The 19,838-nt window shown below is 57.1% G+C and carries 16 protein-coding genes; 9 read left to right on the top strand and 7 right to left on the bottom strand.

Going from position 1 to position 19,838, the window contains the following annotated elements; genetic code table 11:
- Positions 1-263: 263 nt before the first annotated feature.
- From AC781_RS06360 to AC781_RS06370, 3 genes are read right to left on the bottom strand one after another with little or no spacing between them, the layout of a single operon-like run.
- Complete coding sequence (locus tag AC781_RS06360) at positions 264-752, bottom strand: YfcE family phosphodiesterase (protein WP_067775261.1); 489 nt, start codon at positions 750-752, stop codon at positions 264-266.
- A complete protein-coding gene (locus AC781_RS06365; protein ID WP_067775264.1) occupies positions 749-1,663 on the bottom strand; it encodes an RsmB/NOP family class I SAM-dependent RNA methyltransferase in 915 nt (304 codons plus the stop codon). Before AC781_RS06365 ends, AC781_RS06360 begins: the two co-directional genes overlap by 4 nt.
- Before the next feature lie 6 nt (positions 1,664-1,669).
- On the bottom strand, positions 1,670-2,620 hold the full coding sequence (locus AC781_RS06370) for an ROK family protein (protein ID WP_067775405.1): 951 nt from the start codon (positions 2,618-2,620) through the stop codon (positions 1,670-1,672).
- Positions 2,621-2,829: 209 nt separating this feature from the next.
- Here AC781_RS06370 and AC781_RS06375 point away from each other — a divergent pair, with 209 nt between their 5' ends.
- From AC781_RS06375 to AC781_RS06390, 4 genes are all read left to right on the top strand, one after another.
- Positions 2,830-3,378 carry a thioredoxin family protein gene (locus AC781_RS06375; RefSeq protein ID WP_067775266.1) on the top strand — a complete coding sequence of 183 codons (549 nt, stop codon included), beginning with the start codon at positions 2,830-2,832 and terminating at the stop codon, positions 3,376-3,378.
- A 108-nt stretch (positions 3,379-3,486) separates the two neighbouring features.
- A complete protein-coding gene (locus AC781_RS06380) occupies positions 3,487-3,996 on the top strand; it encodes a thioredoxin family protein (protein ID WP_141675789.1) in 510 nt (169 codons plus the stop codon).
- A gap of 285 nt (positions 3,997-4,281) precedes the next feature.
- Positions 4,282-5,967: a 30S ribosomal protein S1 gene (gene rpsA, locus AC781_RS06385; RefSeq protein ID WP_067775271.1), complete on the top strand. Its 1,686-nt coding sequence runs from the start codon at positions 4,282-4,284 to the stop codon at positions 5,965-5,967.
- Positions 5,968-6,172: 205 nt separating this feature from the next.
- Positions 6,173-7,714 carry an RHS repeat domain-containing protein gene (locus tag AC781_RS06390; protein ID WP_067775279.1) on the top strand — a complete coding sequence of 514 codons (1,542 nt, stop codon included), beginning with the start codon at positions 6,173-6,175 and terminating at the stop codon, positions 7,712-7,714.
- A gap of 26 nt (positions 7,715-7,740) precedes the next feature.
- Here the strand turns inward: AC781_RS06390 and AC781_RS06395 are convergent, their stop codons facing one another.
- The gene (locus tag AC781_RS06395) at positions 7,741-8,778 is read right to left on the bottom strand and encodes a PEP-CTERM sorting domain-containing protein (protein WP_067775282.1); all 1,038 of its coding nucleotides are present in this window, start codon (positions 8,776-8,778) and stop codon (positions 7,741-7,743) included.
- Positions 8,779-8,953: 175 nt separating this feature from the next.
- Between AC781_RS06395 and AC781_RS06400 the strand changes: the two genes are divergently transcribed.
- The 4 genes from AC781_RS06400 (at position 8,954) to AC781_RS06415 (ending at position 14,509) form a co-directional block, all read left to right on the top strand.
- Positions 8,954-9,985: a hypothetical protein gene (locus AC781_RS06400; protein WP_067775288.1), complete on the top strand. Its 1,032-nt coding sequence runs from the start codon at positions 8,954-8,956 to the stop codon at positions 9,983-9,985.
- A gap of 231 nt (positions 9,986-10,216) precedes the next feature.
- The gene (locus tag AC781_RS06405) at positions 10,217-10,714 is read left to right on the top strand and encodes a UvrB/UvrC motif-containing protein (protein WP_071133457.1); all 498 of its coding nucleotides are present in this window, start codon (positions 10,217-10,219) and stop codon (positions 10,712-10,714) included.
- Complete coding sequence (locus tag AC781_RS06410) at positions 10,711-11,865, top strand: hypothetical protein (protein WP_071133456.1); 1,155 nt, start codon at positions 10,711-10,713, stop codon at positions 11,863-11,865. The genes AC781_RS06405 and AC781_RS06410 overlap by 4 nt, the downstream gene beginning before the upstream one ends.
- A gap of 13 nt (positions 11,866-11,878) precedes the next feature.
- Positions 11,879-14,509, top strand: a complete 2,631-nt coding sequence (locus AC781_RS06415; RefSeq protein WP_083076658.1) for an ATP-dependent Clp protease ATP-binding subunit — start codon at positions 11,879-11,881, stop codon at positions 14,507-14,509.
- Positions 14,510-14,615: 106 nt separating this feature from the next.
- Here the strand turns inward: AC781_RS06415 and AC781_RS06420 are convergent, their stop codons facing one another.
- The 3 genes from AC781_RS06420 to AC781_RS06430 form a co-directional block, all read right to left on the bottom strand.
- The gene (locus tag AC781_RS06420) at positions 14,616-15,218 is read right to left on the bottom strand and encodes a L,D-transpeptidase family protein (protein ID WP_083076660.1); all 603 of its coding nucleotides are present in this window, start codon (positions 15,216-15,218) and stop codon (positions 14,616-14,618) included.
- Between the two features lie 156 nt (positions 15,219-15,374).
- Positions 15,375-15,956 carry a L,D-transpeptidase family protein gene (locus AC781_RS06425; protein WP_197677900.1) on the bottom strand — a complete coding sequence of 194 codons (582 nt, stop codon included), beginning with the start codon at positions 15,954-15,956 and terminating at the stop codon, positions 15,375-15,377.
- 125 nt (positions 15,957-16,081) lie between these two features.
- On the bottom strand, positions 16,082-18,709 hold the full coding sequence (locus AC781_RS06430; RefSeq protein WP_067775310.1) for a glycosyl hydrolase 115 family protein: 2,628 nt from the start codon (positions 18,707-18,709) through the stop codon (positions 16,082-16,084).
- A 422-nt stretch (positions 18,710-19,131) separates the two neighbouring features.
- Between AC781_RS06430 and AC781_RS06435 the strand changes: the two genes are divergently transcribed.
- A complete protein-coding gene (locus AC781_RS06435) occupies positions 19,132-19,761 on the top strand; it encodes an MBL fold metallo-hydrolase (protein WP_067775314.1) in 630 nt (209 codons plus the stop codon).
- Positions 19,762-19,838 lie beyond the last annotated feature (77 nt).

Raw genomic sequence — 19,838 nt, forward strand, 5'->3', positions numbered from 1 at the left:
CCGGCTCCGAAGCATCCGGTGCGGAGGGCATCGGGACTCAAGGGCAAGGTGAGAAGAATAGTACTAGGATTTTCCGGCATGTCAAAAAGAAAATACCCACGGCTAGAATACTCACTTATTCACACACACTACATCTTGTATGCGCGTTACGGCAGCATCGGGTTTGGCGCACCCATGACCGCAACTCCTAGCCCCTCTTTTTTTCCCGATTTTTTGTCCCGGACATCCGCCCGGCGCACCCCGAAACAGCCTTTCCGGAACGGTTACAAAAACCGGAACCGAACCGAATCGTCATCCGTATCGTACACGGCGAACCCGGCCCTGCGCCGCCCCTGCAACTCGCCGGGATTCACCATCAGGCACGCACCGAGCCGGAACGATTCAGCCTCGTGCGTATGCCCGAAAAAAACCGCGTCGTACTTGCCGGACTCCGCCAGCTTCATCGCCTGGGTAGGAAAATGGGTCATCGCGATGCGCTTTCCATCCAGATCGACACTGCCCACATCGCCATGCAGCTCCACTTTCGGCGCACGCTGCGCCATCATCAGAAAAGATTTCCTGTCGTACTCGTTATTGCCGAACACAGCGTCGATCGGACCATCCCACTCCGCAATCAGCAGGCGGAACGTCTCCAGCGACACGAAATCCCCCATGCACAGCAGATGCTCGCACCGCTCCCGCTTCGCCATGCACAGCGCAGCCAGCAGATTGTTCGTACGGTCGTGAATATCGGAAATCAGGGCAACTTTCATGATGCGGAGGAAGAAGAACGATGCAGCAGGCAGCAAAAGCCCCCTGCCCCGAAACCGTCGCGCGGCAACAGGCGGTAAGCCGGAAACCCGCACAGCGAAGAACGGAACGCAGCCAGGCAAGGCACCTCGACCGCCGAAAGATCGGGATAACGCTTCAACAGATAGCCCATCACCTTCTCATTCTCCTCGGGATCGTACGTACAGGTCGAATACAGCACATGGCCGCCCGGAGTCAGCCGGGGCAGCACAGACAGCAGAATCCCCTTCTGCCGCTTCGCGTTGCCGTTCACCATCGGGGCATTCAGGCAGCCGGGATTCTTCATCCCCTTTGCCAGCAACGACTGCCCGCTGCACGGCGCATCCGCCAGAATCAGATCGAACGATCTTCCCTCCTCTCGCGCCCACTGGTCGGGCCGCAGCCCCGCCACCTCCGAACGCACGGCTCCGCACTGCTTCAGATTATCCCGCAAAATACCGCGCCGCGCAGGGTGTACCTCGTTCGCCACATGCTCCGCCTCCGGGAACCGCGCCAGCATCAGCATCGACTTCCCGCCCGGTGCCGCGCACAGATCAAGGCAGCTCGCCGGAGCCTGCACCACGGACAACGCCGCAGACTCCCATGCCGACGACAAATCGAGCGGATAGTAAAAGCCCTTCCGGTAATCCTCGAAAGCCCCCGGCTTCAACTCGGGATCGGACGGCACGATCACCCGGGGAGGCAACCAGCCCCACGACGCCGTATCCTCGCAGGGAAACGGCGGCACATACCCCGGCGGAGTCAGAACCGTCAGCACCAATGCCTGCCGCGAAGACTTCCCCTCACGCAGAGCCTGCAAAAACGCCTGCGCTTCGCCGTCCGGCAGCCGCAGGCGGCTGCACAGTCGCAACTCGGCTTTCGAAGGTTCGGGCATGAGAAATCAACCCTTGTTCGCCAGACAATCCAGCGCATAGCGAGCCGCGCCGATCAACCCGGCATCGCCGCCGAACTTCGCAGGAATCAGCTCGATGCGGGTGAAATGGGAAGGCAGAAGCTGCGCCTTCATATACTCGCGCAACGGATCGAACAGCAGCTCCCTCGCACCCGCCACCCCGCCGCCGATCACGAACGCATGGGGATTGATGATATAACAGCAATTGATCAGCGCACTGGCCAGCTTGCGGGCAATCTCGCGCCACAGCTGCTGGGCCACCGGATCTCCCGCGCGGGCGGCATCCTCCAAAGGCCGGGGACCGCATTCCTCGATCGTCTTGCTGATGCCGACCGCCGCATAGGCTGCCTGGGCATCCGCCGCAATCTCGCGGTTGCCGATATAATCTTCCAGCGCACCGCGATTGCCGTAATGGCCGACGCGCCCCTTGTAATCGATACAGGACTGCCCCATCTCCCCTGCGCCGCCGAAATGGCCGCGGTAAAACTGATTATTGAGCACGATACCGGAACCCACCCCCGTACCGATCGTCAGGCACACAAGATCCTTATAGCCGACCCCCGCCCCAAGCTTCCACTCGGCGTATGCCATACAGTTGGCATCATTCTCCACAAAAGCGGGCAGACCCGTCGCTTCCGACACGATCCTGCAAATGGGCACCTCGTGCCACCCCGGCACATTCGTCAAATCTCCCACCACGCCTCGGGCATAATCCACCACACAGGGAATCCCCATGCCGACCGCACGTGCCGCAGGCCACTTCTTCACCAGATCCTTCAGCGTCTCCACCATGGCTTCAATCAGCAGTTCCGGCGTTGCAAACTCCTGAGTTTGCAATGCTGGAGCGCGATCCAGCATCTCGGTACCCTGAATAATGGCGAACTTGACGGAAGTACCGCCAAAATCCATACTGATCGCAATCTCCTCGGAATCGGTCATAACGGGCACGGAGAATATCATACTTCGGAATCGAACAAAAGCAAAAACACGAACTCCGGAACGCAGAATCGCATAAAAAAGAGCAGCCTTGAATGCCAGTGCATTCGGAGAATACCGCCAATCCGTTCCGCAAAACGGAAACGCATTGAAAAATTGGCTTCCATTATCGGAACGAACATGTAAAATATCCGTTAATCAATTCACACAATATGAATCTGAAACCATTTCTCGCCCTGGCCTGCGTATGCGCATTCGGCCTTTCGATCACGGCGGCGGAAGCCGCACAGACGCCTCCTGCCAAACAGGCAGCCTCCGCCAAAGCCCCCAAACTCTCCGCTTTCAAATGGTACACCACCAAAGCGGAAGCCCTCGCCGCCGCACAGAAATACAACGTCCCCGTATTCGTCGTCTTCACGGCGGACGACTGCTCCTACTGCAAAAAACTCGAAAAGGAAATCCTGGCATCCTCCACCTTCAAAAAAGAAATCAAAGGCAAGGCCGTCGGCCTCATGTTCAAGAAAAAATCGCTCCGCACCCCGTGGACGGGCGATGCCGCCGACTGCCAGCAATGGCTCATCATGCGAACCACTCCCGGCCTCGCCATCGTGGCTCCGAACGGCGAACGCATGGAACCCTGCGGCTACCGCGCTGAAAAGAAACCCAAGGAATACACCGAGCGCATCCAGCTCTGCTACGATAAACTCCGGAAGGAAGCCCAGCCGGAAACGGAACCTTCCTCCGACGCACCCGCCGAATAACTTCCCGCCCACCTTGCCCAGGCAACCTCTACTCTTCCGGAAGCCCCCGGACGGCGGCACTTGGCCGCACCTTGGCAACACGCAAACAACATCTTCTCTTTCATCAACATGAACATCACGACAATCATTCCGTCATGGAGCGCCGCTCTCGGCCTCCTCTGCCTCGCAGCCATCCCCGCCTCCGCCGCGAACCGCAAAATCGCACCCCGGGCCGCCAAAGCCCCCGCAGCGCAAACGGCAGACACCCAGAAGCTCCAATACGAAACCTCCGCCAAAAAGGCGCAGGCCAAAGCCAAAGCCGGCAAAAAAATCGTCTTCCTCCTCTTCACGAACGAACGCACCTGCCAGCCCTGCAAAATGCTCGAAGCGCAAATCCTGAGCAAGGCCGAATTTGCCAAAGGCCTTCAGGAACTGGCAGTACCCGTCAAATACGCCTTCCCCATCAGCGGTGAAGGCGCCACGCTACTCGGCAAATACAGCGTCGGCGGAACGCCCACCATCATCTACACGGATGCATCCGGCAAAAAGCTCGGGCAATCCGGATACCGCGGCGGCGACATCCAGTCGTACATCAACGAAGCCAAAAAATACCGCGACCAGGCATACGGTGCCCAATAACCCTCAGCTTCACATTCAACCATCCACACGCCCGGGAACATTGATTTCCGGGCGTTTTGCATCACAAAACGCAGCGCCGCCGCCGACCTCCGTTCCGGAACGGCAACAACTGGAAATCAAGGCTTGAAAAAACGCCGTCCATGCACGGAAAAAAGCTTGCAAAATCCCTCGTGCATACTAAAATGCGCGACCGATTTTTCGCTCAGCGGGCGCAGGCGCCTCATTCACCCGCTGCAGAAGAGGCCGCGAGAAACATCGGCAATATTAACTCAACATTCATATTAAATGAGCAAATCCGAATTGGAAGCTTTGATCGAAAGCAAGCTTCCGACCTATCACAAGGGCGACATCGTCAACGGCACCATCCTTGAAATCCGTCCGCAAGTCGTCCTCGTGGACATTGGCTACAAATCCGAAGGCGTCATTCCGATCTCGGAATTCGAAGACGAAGAAATCGAAGTGGGCGACCAGATCGAAGTTCTTCTCGAAAGCCTCGAAAACGACGAAGGCCTCGTCGTCCTTTCCAAGGAAAAAGCCGCCCACAAGCAAAACTGGGACAAGATCGTCGGCGTCTATCGCGATGGCGGCCTCGTCAAGGGCAAAGTCAAGAGCGTCGTCAAGGGCGGCCTGATGGTGAACGTAGGCGTCGAAGCCTTCCTTCCCGGCTCTCAGGTGGACATCATTCCGCCGAAAGACCTCAACGAATACCTCGGCAAAGTTTACGAATTCAAGATCGTCAAAGTCAACGACGAACGCAAGAACATCGTCCTCTCCCGCCGCGAAGTCATCGAAGCCGAACGCTCCGAACAGCGCCAGCGCTTCCTTGAAACCGTCAAGATCGGCGACAAGGTCGAAGGCCTCGTCAAGAACATCACCGACTTCGGCGCATTCGTGGACCTCAACGGCATGGACGGCCTGCTCCACATCACCGACATGAGCTGGGGCCGCGTAAACCACCCCTCCGAAGTTCTCCACATCGGCCAAAACCTCGAAGTCCTCATCCTCGAAGTGGATCGCGACAAGGAACGCGTCTCCCTCGGCCTCAAGCAGATGAGCGACAACCCCTGGGCGGACATCGAACGCAAGTACCCGATCGGCATGCATGTCAAGGGCCGCGTGACCAAGCTCCTCGCTTACGGCGCATTCGTCGAAATCGAACGCGGAGTCGAAGGCCTCGTCCACGTTTCCGAACTCTCCTGGGTCAAGCGCATCACGCGCCCGAGCGACGTACTCACCCTCGATCAGGAAATCGAAGCCGTTGTCCTCAACATCTCCGTTGAAGAACAGAAGATCTCCCTCGGCGTCCGTCAGCTCGACTCCAACCCGTGGGAAGCCATCGAAGCCCGCTTCCCGGTCGGCACCGTCATCACCGGCGCCGTGCGCAACCTGACGCCTTATGGTGCCTTCGTTGCCCTCGAAGAAGGAATCGACGGCATGATCCACGTCTCCGACATGAGCTGGACACGCAAGATCAACCACCCCTCCGAAGTCCTCAAGAAGGGCGACGTCGTCGAAGCCCGCGTCCTCAACATCGACAAGGAAAACCAGCGCGTCTCCCTCGGCATCAAGCAGCTTGAAAACGACCCGTGGGAATCCATCGACGAACGCTTCAAGGTCGGCGACCTCGTCTCCGGCCAAGTGGCCAAGATCGCATCCTTCGGTGCCTTCGTCAACCTCGACGGCGACATCGACGGCCTCATCCACATCTCCCAGCTCCGCGAAGACCATGTGGAACGCGTCAAGGACGTCATCAAGGTGGGCGACAGCATCCAGGCCCGCGTCATCAAGGTCGACAAGATCGAACGCCGCATCGGCCTCTCCATCAAGGCCGTCAGCTACGATCCGGAACAGCTTCGCCGCGAAACCGCTTCCTTCGAAACGCTTCGCGCCGGCGACATGGTTGGCCTCGAACAGGCCTTCAACCTTGCCGCTCTTCAGTCCGAAGAATGGAGCCCCTCCGAAAACAAGTAAACCTTCGGCTCATCCGAGCTTGAACAACAGCGCCGCAGGAACTCCCTGCGGCGCTTTTTCGTATCCCGGTCTCCGCTTTGGGCATAACATCTTCCTTGTCCTGTTTCATGAAATGGCTTGACGCGCAACCCGCGCATCAATAGTATAACAACATACATTCCGATCGAAATCGGAACATTTTATACCCCCAAATCCCGCAACACCAATGATCGAAACCACCCTCCTGATACTGAGCCTCGGAACACCGTTGCCGCAAATACTCTCTTCCGAACAACCGAAACCGGCCAACATCTGCGCCACGAACATCTCCATGCCGAACGGCACCGGACAGCCTGACGGAGCATCTACCTCCCGTCAAGAACCATGGTGGCCGCGGAAATACAGCAGCCAGACCGCGGACCCATGGGTCACGAACTCGAAACAGCCCAAACGCATCATCACCGACGAACAGGGACGACTCAAGGAAATATGCTTCATCGACGATGTCGGCAATCCATGCCACTACGACAACGTGCCGTTTGCCATCCTCCGCTTCCATTACGACGCTCGTGGCAATCTGATACGCGCCGAATACCTCGACGAACACGCACAATGGTATAAGCCTGACGACCTGCCCATCCTTTGCGGTCGTTTCGACTTCACCTACGACGCACAAAACAGGCTCGCCAGCCAAACCTCCATCGGCCCGGACGGCAAACCGTACAACCTCACCACAGGCACCCAGGGACTCCGGTATGCAACCTTTCGCCACACCTACGATACGCAGGGCCGCCTCATCGAAACACTCCTGCTCGATGCGGAAGGTCGCCCGATTCATGCAGAACCGCACCAGTACACGCGCACCAAACACGCCTACGACGACCGCTCGCGCACCATCACCACCACCTTTGAAGACGAACTGGGCCGCCCCAGCACATGGTTTTATGGAGCCGCTTCATGGGTGGAAACCTATGATGAACACGGCAAAAGAACCTCTCGCCGGTTCATCGATTCCACCGGCAGCCCGATCGAACGAGCCGATGCAACCGGAGAAACATGCACCTATGACAACAACGGCAGAAAAACGACCCTCACGGGCTTGAAGGTCCGCAACGGAACAGAAACACCCGGCATCACGACCCGTTATGAATACGATGAAGCCGGACACTGCATCCGCGAATCGCAATGGAATCCAGATGCCTCTCCTGCAGCCCACCGCAACGGGGCTCATGCCACAATCACCCGTTACGATTCATCCGGCAACATCATCCAGAAGTACGGTATCGATCCGGAAGAAAAACGCATCGGTTCATCGGCCATACTCGCCTACGATGACAATGGCCGCGTCGTGAGAATAACGAACGTCGATGAACAGGACAATCCGGCTCCACCAGAAAGTACAGGATACCAATACTATGCAGAGCATGCTGCCATTCGCCAATATTACGCGCGACCTCTTCCTGCCGCCATCCTTGAATACACATACGACCGTCTCGGCAATCGCACATCCATCACGAAAAAGGATACATCCGGCACCCCGGATCCCGACCAGTCGGGATGGACAACCGCACGTCAAACCTACGATACCCGGAGCAATTGCACCGGGGTCTCCTACTTCGATGCGGAAGGACGCCCGGTCATCGACCGCTCGACGGGCTACGCCTCCGCACGACACACCTACGACCGCAGAAACCGCCGCATCCGAAGCGAATACTTCGATGCAGAAGGAAATCCCCTTCCCGGCGAACCGCGCACGGAAACCCGCTGAGACGGCAAAACATCCACCCGGCATATTCACGCCGTCCGGCGGCGCCTCAGCAACAGACCGGACAGGCCGAAAAGGCTCAGAATGACCGACGACGGTTCGGGAACGGCAACAAACGGATCATTCGCCAGCGACCAGCCCATATCTTTGAACATCGCCAGCTCCAGATCGGAATAATTCCTGCGAACAACACCGCTCAAAGCCATATCTCCCATCAAAATATCCTTATACCCCACCCATTTGGAAATATGGGAACCGTCCTTGGACATCTCAACCCCCAGAGAAGCCATATCATTCGTCTCGTAGGCTGCATACGGATAATCCAGAATCCCCATCCCATGCTTCTGCAAATAGGCTACAGTCGTCGTCCCGTCGAAAAACTTGGGATCAATGCTTCCTGCATACGATTTCACACTCGTCAGCACCTCCAGAGCCGTCTTGCTGTCGCTCCTGCCCGGTGCATAAAACCCTAGGGGATGCGCCATTTCATGCAAAATAACCGTCTCCATATCAAACTGGAAGCCTTGAATTCCCGAAGCACTCGCACCGTAATACAATGAATTATTCAAATGCAGTGCCGAGCTGATCGTCACCACTACATCCGCATAATCCGAAGGCAGATAATGCCCATACTTCCAGACATCCTCAAGATTATTGACGGATGCCGCACTGCCGGAGGCTACCCCGCGGCCACCGAGATCGTCGGCCGTCCAAACTGTCTTCGTTTTCGGTGCGTAGGGCGGAGAACTCTCCGTACTCATGAGCGGCACGGCGGAAGCAGCCGTACCGATAGTCTGGTTGACATAGACGAATGACACATTCACCTTGCGGCTGGCTTCGTTGGAAAAAAGCCCCGCAATCGTATCCATCGCACGCATCACACTGGCAATCTGCGCATCGCTCCAGTCCACATTTCCCGGTGTTCCCGTCCATGACTCCGTCTCTCCATCATTGTAAAACGTACAGGAAAACGCACCATTTTCCCGAACGACAGGAGCAGCGGCAACCATACTGACCTGCACCAGCAAAGCCAGTGCGGCAACGGCGAAGAGAGAACGCAGTTTCATACTTGATTCCCTACCACAGACATCAGCCAAGCGTCAAGAGAAAAAGAAAAACACCTCAAAATGCATCCGTTTTTTTCCTTAGCCATTGACGCTCCCAAACATGAAGTATATACTGAAATACAAGAAATCCACGCTTTCCATACACAACATAAAACCCTAATAACAAAACAAATAAATGAAACCCACCTACCTTATTCCACTTCTGCTCGCCCTGCCTGTGACAGCCTATTCCGCGCCTCATCCGGTACAACAGGCCGCGCTTGCTGCAACCGCAGCCAAAAAGACTGCCAAACAGCTCGAACAGGACGTCGAAACCGCCCTCAAAAAAGGCGATGCAGCCGCCTACGAAAAGGCAGCCCAAGCCCTCTACGATCATGTAAACGGCATTATGGCCGCCGCCTATGATCCTATTCTCAACTTTCAACCGCCATCCAATCCTTCCCTTTTGATTGTCAAAGAGGAACCTGGCATGGGCACCAAACCCGCCGAAGCCGTCGTGGCAAAACTGCAGAGCATGAAGGCAACGCAGCAGGCATGGCTCGCCTTTCGGGAAGCCGAAGACGCCGCTATCCTCTATCCATGGAATGGAGACGGAACAGATTACCTCGACCGCCGCCCAAAAAGCATCAGCGAGCAAGGAGACAAAAACCTCTTCAAGGCCGTCCGCATACTGGAACGATTGCGCTTTGCCAGCGCCGTGAAAGCTCAATATGACGATTCTACCGAAAACACCCCTTATCCTTACTTGCCTTTCTCTGAAAATGAACCATTAGACAAATTCCTGAACAATCCCGATACTCAAAAGGCCATCGACCAAGACAACATGGCCTGGAAAAACTCCATCGGGCTGAATGCGCTGTACGAGAGTACCAGACTCCAGAGATATTTCTCTTTTTATCTCCATGGCGGAATCTGGGCGGCAGTCACGAAAGAAAAGCATGCTGCCATACAGCAGTTATGGGAAAAATACCGCGACTGCCTGCTCCACGAACATAGAGCCCATCCCGCTTATCTTCAAAGGATCACCGGCCTGAACCAACTCTGCGACGAAACAGGCCTTTCCAAACAACGCAGCCATGACATCCTGCAATACATGGGAGTCCTGCCCTATCCCAAAGAACTGGAGAACGGCCTCATCGATTACGCTCCCGCACCGTGGCCGTTCAAAACCGCAACAGACAACCTGCCGGCAGGAACCAAGCCCTGACCCGCTCCGGCAGGCTGCCCCTCCCTGAAGGCAAGTCCTCCGGAAACCGTCTTCCGGAGGGCTTTTGCCATACAGCGAACGAACCGCACCGTTTCCCGGAAAAAGAGGTTTCCGGGAGAGGTTTGCTTGTCAGGATGACACTCAATGACACGACTCCAGATAGATGAATCGGCCTTGCCGTAGTATACTGGCAGCGTGAAAAAGTGCCAAATCTGTGGGGCCAATGCGACCATGTTCCTCACACAAATCATCAACGGTCAAGTCACCGACCTCTCGCTATGCGAGAAGTGCGCGCGGGCTAAAGGGCTGTTCGATCCACAGTCCCTTTCCTTCGCCGAACAATTCTTCCCCTCCATGATGAAGGAGAAGATGGAAGAAATCGTCAACTCCATCTCACAACCCCGGCCGCAGTCCGTACCGTCGTCCGACAAAATGGACAACATGATCAGCGTCTGCCCGGCGTGCTCCTTCCGCATCGAGGACTTCCGGAACACAGGCCGTCTCGGCTGCCCCCACTGCTACTCCATCTTTGCGGAAGAAGTCTTCCCCTCGCTGGAACAGTGCCAGACGGGCAAGGAACACGCCGGCAAGGAACCGGAACAATCCAGCAAACAGGCCGAAGTGCGCCAGAACCGCCAGCAGCTCGAGCAGCAGCTCAAGCAGGCCGTGGCGCATGAAGACTATGAACTGGCGGCGAAACTGCGCGACCAACTGAAAGAACATTCATGAGAGCATCGGCATCCTTCCCCATGCGTCTCTCGACGCTTCTGAACCATCCTGCGCCCTGGCTCACCAGCCTCGGCGACGGGGACGACATCGCCCTGTACACGCGCATCAGCCTCGCGCGCAACCTGCCCGACCTGCCCTTCCCCGGCTGGTCTCTGCCCGAGCACAGGCAGGCCGTACTGAACCGCGTCCTGCCCGTCCTGCAGGAACTGCCTGAGCTGAAAAACGGCTTCTACAGCGAAATCTCCGATCTCCCCCTGCAAGAGCGGCACCTTCTGCTCGAACGCCAGCTCCTCTCCACCGAACTGGCCGCCAGGGATGCAGGGTGCGCCGTAGCCGTCTCGCGCAACCAATCGCTCGACATCCTCATCAACGAAGAAGACCACCTCCGACTGCGCCTCTACCAATCCGGATGCGACATCCCCGCGCTCTGGGCCGAAATGGACAGGCTGGACACATGGATCGAAAACCGCCTGCAATACGCCTACGACGCCCAGCTCGGCCACCTCACCTCCTGCCCGAGCAATCTGGGCACAGGCCTCCGCATCACCGTCGCACTTCACCTGCCCGGCATCTCCATGGCCAATCTGGCGCCGCAGCTCATGAACGCCGCGGAAAAACTCAACATCACCATCCGCAGCCTCTACGGCGACGGCCCCGAAGCCTTCGGCAACGTCTACCAAATCTCGAACAAAAGCACGCTCGGACAATCCGAAGAAGAAATCGTCACACAAATGGCGGCCATCGTCAACAGCATCGCCGAGCGCGAACGGCAGATCCGCCTCAAACTGCTGCAACGCAACTTCACGGATGTAATCGACCGCGTCGGCCGCTCCGTCGGCACCCTGCACTTCGCCTGCAGCCTCAGCTGCCGGGAAGCGGCGGAACACCTCTCGTACGTCCGGCTCGGAGCCGCCCTCGGGCTGGTCAACTGGGCGCCCGCCCCCCAGCGGGCCGAAGCACGGGAACAGCTCTCCTCCATCGCCCTGCACATCCTCCCCGCACACCTCAAAAAAGCCATGATCGAAACCTTCGGCGACAGGGCCGAGGAAAGCGACCAGCAAACCCTGCGGGCCTTCTACATCCACAAAAACCTCTGCCCGGCTCTCCCCTACGGAGCCAAGGAGCCGGATGCAGCCCCGACAAACGATTAACCACCATTTCCACATGAACCCCTTCACACCAAGAGCACAACAGGTACTTGCCCTCGCACGGCGCGAAGCGGACAGATTCCGCCACAACTACATCGGAGCCGAACACATCCTTCTCGGCCTGCTCCAGCTTGAACAGGGCGTCGCCATCAGCGTACTGGAAGCGGCGGATGTCAACATCGCCGACCTTCGCACCCGCATCGAGAAAAACCTCGTCCCGGGTACCAACAGCAACACCGAAGGCAACCTGCCCTACACGCCGCGGGTCAAGAAAATCCTCTCCATGGCAGGCAAGGAAGCCCAGAACATGAACCACTCCTACATCGGCACCGAGCACATCCTCCTCGCCATCATCCGCGACGGCGAAGGGCTTGCATGGCACGTCCTCGCCGAGGCAGGCCTCACCTACGAACAAATCCGGCAGGGAGTCCTCCACGAAATCAACCCGCGCTTCACCGCCAGCATCGACGATGACGACAGCGACCTCAAAAACTCCCGCGACGACGAGGAAGAAGAGGAAGAAGAGCCCACCTTCCTGCGCCGCTCCGACAACGAACGGCAAAGCGGAGAACGCTCCCGCACCCCCGCACTGAACGCCTTCGGCCGCGACCTCACCGAGCGCGCCCGCAAAGGTGAGCTCGACCCCGTCATCGGCCGCACGGGAGAAATCGAACGCGTCATCCAGATCATCTGCCGCCGCACGAAAAACAACCCCGTCCTTCTCGGCGAGGCGGGCGTCGGCAAAACCGCCATCGTCGAAGGCCTCGCCCAGCTCATCGTCTCCGGCGATGTGCCAGAATTCCTCCGCGACAAAAAACTCATCTCCCTCGACCTCGCCCTCATGGTCGCCGGCACCAAATACCGCGGCCAGTTCGAAGAACGCATCAAGGCCGTCATGGATGAAATCCGCAAGGAAAAAAACATCATCCTCTTCATCGACGAAATGCACACCCTCGTCGGAGCAGGCTCCGCCGAAGGCACCATGGACGCCTCCAACATCATCAAGCCAGCCCTCTCGCGAGGCGAACTGCAGGCCATCGGAGCCACCACCCTGAACGAATACCGCAAATACATCGAAAAGGATGCCGCCTTCGAACGCCGCTTCCAGCAGGTACAGGTCGGCGAACCCTCCGTGGACGACACCATTCTCATCCTCCGCGGCATCGCGCCGAAATACGAAGACCATCACAAGGTGCATTACACACCGAAGGCCATCGAAGCCGCCGCCAAACTCTCGCAGCGTTACCTCACAGGCCGCTTCCTGCCGGACAAAGCCATCGACATCCTCGACGAAGCAGGCTCCCGCAAACGCGTCGCCCGCATGACCCGTCCGGAAAAAATCAAAACCATCGAGCAGGAACAGGCCAAAATCATCGAAGCCAAATACCATGCCATCGAAACGCAGGACTTCGAGGAAGCCGCACGCCTGCGCGATGAAGAACACGCCCTCCGAGCCTCCCTCGAAGACACCATCCGCGTCTGGAAAGACGAAATGGAAACCAACTACCTCCAGGTAGACGAAGAAGACATCATGGTCGTCCTCTCCAAATGGACGGGCATCCCGCTCGCCCGCATGGAAGAAAAGGAAACCGAAAAACTCCTTCGCATGGAAGACGAGCTGAAAAGCAAAGTCATCGGGCAAAACGAAGCCGTCTCGGCCATCTCCCGCGCCCTGCGCCGCAGCCGCGCGGACATCAAGGACCCCCGCCGCCCCATCGGCTCCTTCCTCTTCATGGGCCCCACCGGCGTCGGCAAAACCTACCTCGCCCGCAACCTTGCGGAAATCATGTTCGGCACGGCGGACGCCCTCATTCAGGTGGACATGAGCGAATACATGGAAAAACATTCCACCTCCCGCCTCATCGGTTCGCCTCCCGGCTACGTCGGCCATGAAGACGGGGGCCAGCTCACCGAACAGGTGCGCCGCCGCCCCTACGCCGTCATCCTCTTCGACGAAGTGGAAAAAGCCCATCCGGACGTCATGAACCTCCTCCTCCAGATACTGGAAGAAGGTGTCGTCACCGACTCGCTGGGCCGCAAAATCAACTTCCGCAACACCATCATCATCCTCACCTCGAACGTCGGTGCCTCGCAGGCCAAACGGCAGAACGCCCTCGGCTTTGGAGCCATCTCCAACGACGAAGCCGACTTCGAAACGATGAAGGAACGCATCACGGAAGCGGCCCGCAAACAATTCCGCCCGGAATTCATCAACCGGTTCGACGAACTCATCGTCTTCCGCATGCTGGAACGCAAAGACCTCGAACGCATCGTCGTCCTCGAAGCCAACAAGCTCATCGACCGCCTCGCGCAGAAAAACATCCACCTCACCCTCTCGCCGGATGTCGTCTCCATGCTCGTGGACAAAGGCTACGACTCCCAGTACGGAGCCCGCCCCATGCGCCGCGCCATCGAACGCCTGCTTGAAGACCCCATCGCCGAAGCCATCCTCCGGGGCGATCTTTCAGACGGCAAAAATGCCACGGCCAACAAGGCGGACGGCAGCGACCTCATCAGCTTCTCCGACGACAACGCCAAACCTGCTGCAAAAACGCCAAAACCGCGCAAAAAAACGGCCGGCACGGGAGACGCCAACACAGAAACGCCCAAATGGCGCACACCGAAAAAGAAAAAGGACGAAGAATAAACGGAAAAGCTGCCGGCTCAACGCTGGCAGCCTACCCCGATAACCTCACACAGAAAAGGCGGGCAGCAGCCCGCCTTTCTACGTACAGAACGAAAACCTGCCATCCTTACCGAATCGTCACCGGCGTACCGATGGGCGTATTGGCAAAGAAAATCTTGGCCATCTTTTCCGGCAGGCGGATACAGCCGTGACTCACAGGATAACCCGTCACCTCACCTTCATGCATCCAGAAACCGCCGACGATCTGCATACCGGAGAACATGGGCGCACCGCGGTACTTCAGCCCCGCGGGAATGGGCCTTGACCCCATCACGAAATCGGGATCGACCACATTGCCGGCACTATCCACCAGTTCCCCATAGGAATTGGAACGCTTCTTGGCATCCTTGGCGAGAATCTTGAAATTGCCCCGCGGCGTACCGTGGCCTTCCTTGCCCGTCGAAATGGGTGCAAGGCCGATTTCCACCCCGCCCTTGTAATAAATCATCTTCTGCTGCTTCAAATCGATCACGATATGCAGAGGCCCGGTCAACGACGGATCATTATCCCAGTGGCCCTGCAGCAATCTTTCCTCCGGTGACTTGAATGTCACCGGATCGTCGCCGTACAGATAGGAAGCCGCCACGGGAGGCTTCGGATTCAAAAGATCGGAACACGAAACCAGAGACGACAAAGCCAGTCCGGCAGCAACGAGACGCAACATATTCATGGAATTTCGGGGTACGAAAAGTGTCACCGCGGTTTATGAAGCCTGAACCATGTTTTGTCAAGCCATATCGGCCCTCAAAACGCCGAACGGGCACAAAAAAACCATACCGCAGGCCAAGCGTATAAGGAAACCCTTCCGGCCCCGTTTTCCGAATCGTCAACGAATCGTCACAGGAGTGCCGACAGGCGTATGCTCGAAGAAAATTTTGGCCATCTTCGAAGGCAGCCGAATACAACCGTGGCTGACCGGATACCCTGTCACTTCACCCTCGTGCATCCAGATGCCCTTGTAAATATGCATCCCCCAAAACATCGGCGCACCGCGGTAGCGAAGACCGGCGGGAATCGGCTTCGACCCCATCTCGAAAGCCGGGTCCACCACATTTCCCTCCTTATCGATCAATTCTCCGTAGGAGCCGGAACGGTGCGTGGCATCCTTGCGGGCGATACTGAAATTCCCCCGAGGCGTCCTGTGCCCCTCCATCCCTGTCGAGGTCGGAGAAAGGCCGATCTCGACGTTGCCCTTGTAATAAATAACCTTCTGGTGAGACAAATCGATCACGATCCGAAGAGGCCCCTTCAGCGACGGATCGTTGTCCCAAAACCCCATATTCAGAATCTCTTCGGGAGACTTGAATGCAATCGGCTCCTCGCCTCCAAGATACGGCATCCGGTTCTGCGAACAGGAAACGAGGCCGAAGGCTAAAAAAGACAGAACTGGAACGGCGGTAATTTTCATCGGTGATCTTGCGGCGTCGGACTATCTTCTATGGCCTCTATCACCGATTTTGTCAAGAATTAACGCTATCATCTAGGCCGGAAAAATGTATTGGAAAGCATGGCCCGAAAAGCCGGAACGGCACATCATTTCCGACTGGCCGGAACAGGCACATGATAGAACGGCCTGTCCGGTTGAAAGTCCAGCATGAGCTGATCCAGCACAATCCCCATATCCAGAGCCTTCACGCTCACCGTATGGTCACCGGGCCTATCAATGACAATGGGAATGGCCCTGACGCTTTGCTGCCTCAGAACATTCCTTTCCCATTCTTCCGAATGGAATGACGTTTTGATATCGACCGTTGCAACTTCCCGGCCATCCACAAACACCCGATATCGGAGATCGCCTCCGTTCAAAGGATGGGTCGGCAAGGCGAAGAGGCGCAGCACGGCGTCTCCGCTGCTCGTTGTAGTGAAGCGGTAGACGGCTTCTCCGGGTTCTTCTCCATACATCATCACGGCATTCATGCTATGACCCAAAAGAGGCACCGGCACCACGGAACGCGATGCACCGGACTCGTATTCGCAAGCATTCCAGGCAACCACCCCGCCGGCTTCGACATGAGGCCGCTCTCCCGCCCGTTTGGCCGAAACGGCAACTTCATACGTGGCATCTCCGATTTGCAGCATGGCAACGCCCTCGGTATCGGACTGTACTTTTCCCCAGTCCGCTTCCAACACGAGCCTCTTTCCGCTCATGATCGGCAAGGGCATTTCCCGAACCGCGAGCCAGTCCGGCTTCCGCGCCACACTCCATGAAGGAGATTCACCCGTTCCCGCATACAGGGACATAACGGCTTCGTTTTTGATTGACTGCACAAGATCGACTGTGTGAGGCACCGAGGCTTTCAGCGGCTTCTCATACCCATCCAGCAAGACAATAGCACCCTGCGCACGAGAAGAAACCGATACGGGAGCAGGAAGCTGAGGCTGAGCGAACACGGGTAGCTTTCGCGGAGCCATATCCATCATACGATTCCATTTCCCGCCGGATATCTCCTCATTGTAAGTACGCGTCAGGCTGCGGATGTCTTCCAGTGCCTGACGGCTCAACCGGGCATATTCGTCGGCAGCGGGAAGATTTAATCCGGCGCAGTCATGTGCCTTCCGGGCATAGAGAAACTTCCGGTTCATCGCATCGCTCGCCAGCACGGGATACTTCACGAGCTGAAAGAAAGCATCCTTCCTATCGGCCGGAATGCGCTGTTCGATCTCACGCACCTGACCGGCCAAATCCTGCCATTCATCCAGCCGCGCCTGCACCTGATCGCCGAAATGGTTCGAGGCGAATTCGGTACCGCCCATCCTGCTCTGCTCTTCAACGCGGCTCCATCCCATGAATTCGGGCCGCCGGATGCCGGACAGTCGATAGTACTCCTTCATGGCGGCGGCGACGGGTTGGGCGCAATCCTGCCCCAGCTCTCGAGCCCAATACCGTTCCGCATGCCCGGCAATCGTCTCCGGGGTCACTGAATCAATATCCCACGCCATATCAAGCCCCAGCTCCATCAGATACTCGGCCGGCTTGATATCGCCGACATTGAAAATCCACAACCTGCGAGAACCGTAATCCCATGCCTGCCTCAACTGGTTGTACACCAGTCCGGGCTGAGTCGTGGCAAGCCAGAGGTAATCATGAGGGCTTCCCCAATAGGAAAGATGATAATAAAGCCCGGCTCCACCGCTGCGTTTTCTTTCCTCTGCATTGGAAAGGCGCGTAATATACCCGTGATTGTCATCGCACCAGACGAGCGTCACATCTTCCGGCACTGCGAGCCCGGCATTGTACACATTCAACACCTCCTTATAGGGAACAAAGGCCTGCGGCACCTTGGACATATCCTGATCGACATACTGTTTCAGAAGAGAACGCTGCACCCCGATCACCTCGTTGAGAGCGTCTTTGTATTGAGCCGTACCCTTGACGCCGAGCATGGGACCATCGTGAACCCCGCGCATGCCGATCGTATAGAAATTCTCCGACTTCCCGACGGCTTGCAGGCGTTCCGCCCAGTAGGAAAGAATATTGTCCTTATTGGTGAAGTAATTGAATGCTCCGAAGTTGGCCCTCTTCCATTCCCCTGCGTTATTGCGCATCAGTGGTTCGCAATGGGACGTACCGACGACGATACCGTATTTATCCGCCATTTCCTTATTGCCCGGCACGCAGTAGAACGGCACGGTCGTCTCATGCATCGCGGGCCAAACGGTATTGGCGCGCAAACGGAGCAGAAGCTCGAAAATCCTGCCGTACGTTTTCGGACCGATCACTCCACGCGCCGCCGGTTCGAATGTGGAACTGCTCCATGGCTGAAGCCCCCAGTCTTCATCATTCAGGAAAATGCCTCGATACGCAACCGAAGGTTTTCTGAACATCGAAAAACCGGCAGGCAAATCGAATCGCACGATCGGGCGCGGTGCTACGTCCGCCCACCATTCCCATGGAGAAACTCCCATCAGCCGCGACAATTCCAGCACACCGTACGCCGTTCCCCGAGCATCGCTGCCGATCACTGCCAGCACAGGCGCCTTATCCGCTTGGATCACCCTGATCTCGAAGGCCTCCCATTGCCCCTTCAACCGGGAATCATCCCAGCCGTACCGCTTCATGAAAGCATCGACCTCATCCGACCTGCCCAGAGTACCCACAAAAAAACCTGCATCCTGAACAGCCGCCACCGCTTCCGGCTTGCGGTGCCCCAATTTTTCCATATCACCGCCAAGAATCCCCAGCGCCGTATGGACGATGGAAGCTTCCCCGGAAGGAACAAAGCTTCTCAATGGCTTGTCAGGGACAAGAAGCGGCAAGGCTTGTTCCTGCTCACCGAATGTTACGTCTGCAAAGGAAAAAACGAGTAAACAAAAAACAAATCGAACAAAACGGTACATAAGCAACCATGAAAGGAGGAATCAAACCTTCCGAACAGTATATACGGAAAAAAACAGATTATTTTATCAACAGAAAACTCTATATCCCTTGCGACTTCTTCCATTTCACGAGCATTCCACCCAGCGTCCCCATTCTCCGTCAGCCTCTGCGCCATTGCGACTCCTGCACACGGCACGCAGGAAACATCAGGCATACGCGATTTGGACTCGCCAAGAGCGGCAAAATATCTTATAATCGATTTTGCATGGATAACATCAGGGTTTACACAGGCGGAATCGCCGCTTGCAACGGCTATCTTGTGATCACCGGAGACAACACCTACATTGCCATCGACGCCCCCCTCGGCTTCGTCGACTGGATTCTCTCCCGCAAACCCGATGCCAAAATCACCGACCTGCTCATCACCCACCAGCACTTCGACCACATTCAGGATGCGGCGAAATTCAAAAAACAGTTCGGCTGCACCATCCATGCCCACTCCCCCTACAGCCCTGAGCTCACGCTCGAAACCCTCGCGCGCAACGCATGGGACCCCGACATGCACGTCGAACCCTTCGAGGTAGACGACATCGTGGACGAAAAACGCCGCACCGCCAACTGGGGCGGCCAGCTCTGGCATATCCACTTCGTGCCGGGCCACTCCACGGACAGCAACGTCTACCACCTCGTAGACGAAGACAAACTCTTCTCCGGCGACGTCCTCTTCGCCGGATCCATCGGACGCACGGACCTTCCCGGCGGCGATGAAAAACAGCTCTTGAACGGCATCCATGCCCGCATCCTGAACCAGCCTGCCACCACCATCGTGCTTCCCGGCCACGGCCCCTACACCACCGTCAAGCATGAACGGCTCACCAACCCATTCCTCTCCTGACATCCCGTGATACCGGCCATCGGCGCTCCCTTCCCGGATCGCCGATTTTCGTTATACACACCTTCATTTAGATCAAA

Source organism: Neoakkermansia glycaniphila, from assembly GCF_001683795.1.
Lineage (GTDB): Bacteria > Verrucomicrobiota > Verrucomicrobiia > Verrucomicrobiales > Akkermansiaceae > Akkermansia > Akkermansia glycaniphila.

Coding starts and splice junctions, on each gene's coding strand:
- AC781_RS06360 (WP_067775261.1), bottom strand. CDS start 752: ATGAAAGTTGCCCTGATTTCCGATATTCACGACCGTACGAACAATCTG.
- AC781_RS06365 (WP_067775264.1), bottom strand. CDS start 1,663: ATGCCCGAACCTTCGAAAGCCGAGTTGCGACTGTGCAGCCGCCTGCGG.
- AC781_RS06370 (WP_067775405.1), bottom strand. CDS start 2,620: ATGACCGATTCCGAGGAGATTGCGATCAGTATGGATTTTGGCGGTACT.
- AC781_RS06375 (WP_067775266.1), top strand. CDS start 2,830: ATGAATCTGAAACCATTTCTCGCCCTGGCCTGCGTATGCGCATTCGGC.
- AC781_RS06380 (WP_141675789.1), top strand. CDS start 3,487: ATGAACATCACGACAATCATTCCGTCATGGAGCGCCGCTCTCGGCCTC.
- rpsA (WP_067775271.1), top strand. CDS start 4,282: ATGAGCAAATCCGAATTGGAAGCTTTGATCGAAAGCAAGCTTCCGACC.
- AC781_RS06390 (WP_067775279.1), top strand. CDS start 6,173: ATGATCGAAACCACCCTCCTGATACTGAGCCTCGGAACACCGTTGCCG.
- AC781_RS06395 (WP_067775282.1), bottom strand. CDS start 8,778: ATGAAACTGCGTTCTCTCTTCGCCGTTGCCGCACTGGCTTTGCTGGTG.
- AC781_RS06400 (WP_067775288.1), top strand. CDS start 8,954: ATGAAACCCACCTACCTTATTCCACTTCTGCTCGCCCTGCCTGTGACA.
- AC781_RS06405 (WP_071133457.1), top strand. CDS start 10,217: ATGTTCCTCACACAAATCATCAACGGTCAAGTCACCGACCTCTCGCTA.
- AC781_RS06410 (WP_071133456.1), top strand. CDS start 10,711: ATGAGAGCATCGGCATCCTTCCCCATGCGTCTCTCGACGCTTCTGAAC.
- AC781_RS06415 (WP_083076658.1), top strand. CDS start 11,879: ATGAACCCCTTCACACCAAGAGCACAACAGGTACTTGCCCTCGCACGG.
- AC781_RS06420 (WP_083076660.1), bottom strand. CDS start 15,218: ATGAATATGTTGCGTCTCGTTGCTGCCGGACTGGCTTTGTCGTCTCTG.
- AC781_RS06425 (WP_197677900.1), bottom strand. CDS start 15,956: ATGAAAATTACCGCCGTTCCAGTTCTGTCTTTTTTAGCCTTCGGCCTC.
- AC781_RS06430 (WP_067775310.1), bottom strand. CDS start 18,709: ATGGAAAAATTGGGGCACCGCAAGCCGGAAGCGGTGGCGGCTGTTCAG.
- AC781_RS06435 (WP_067775314.1), top strand. CDS start 19,132: ATGGATAACATCAGGGTTTACACAGGCGGAATCGCCGCTTGCAACGGC.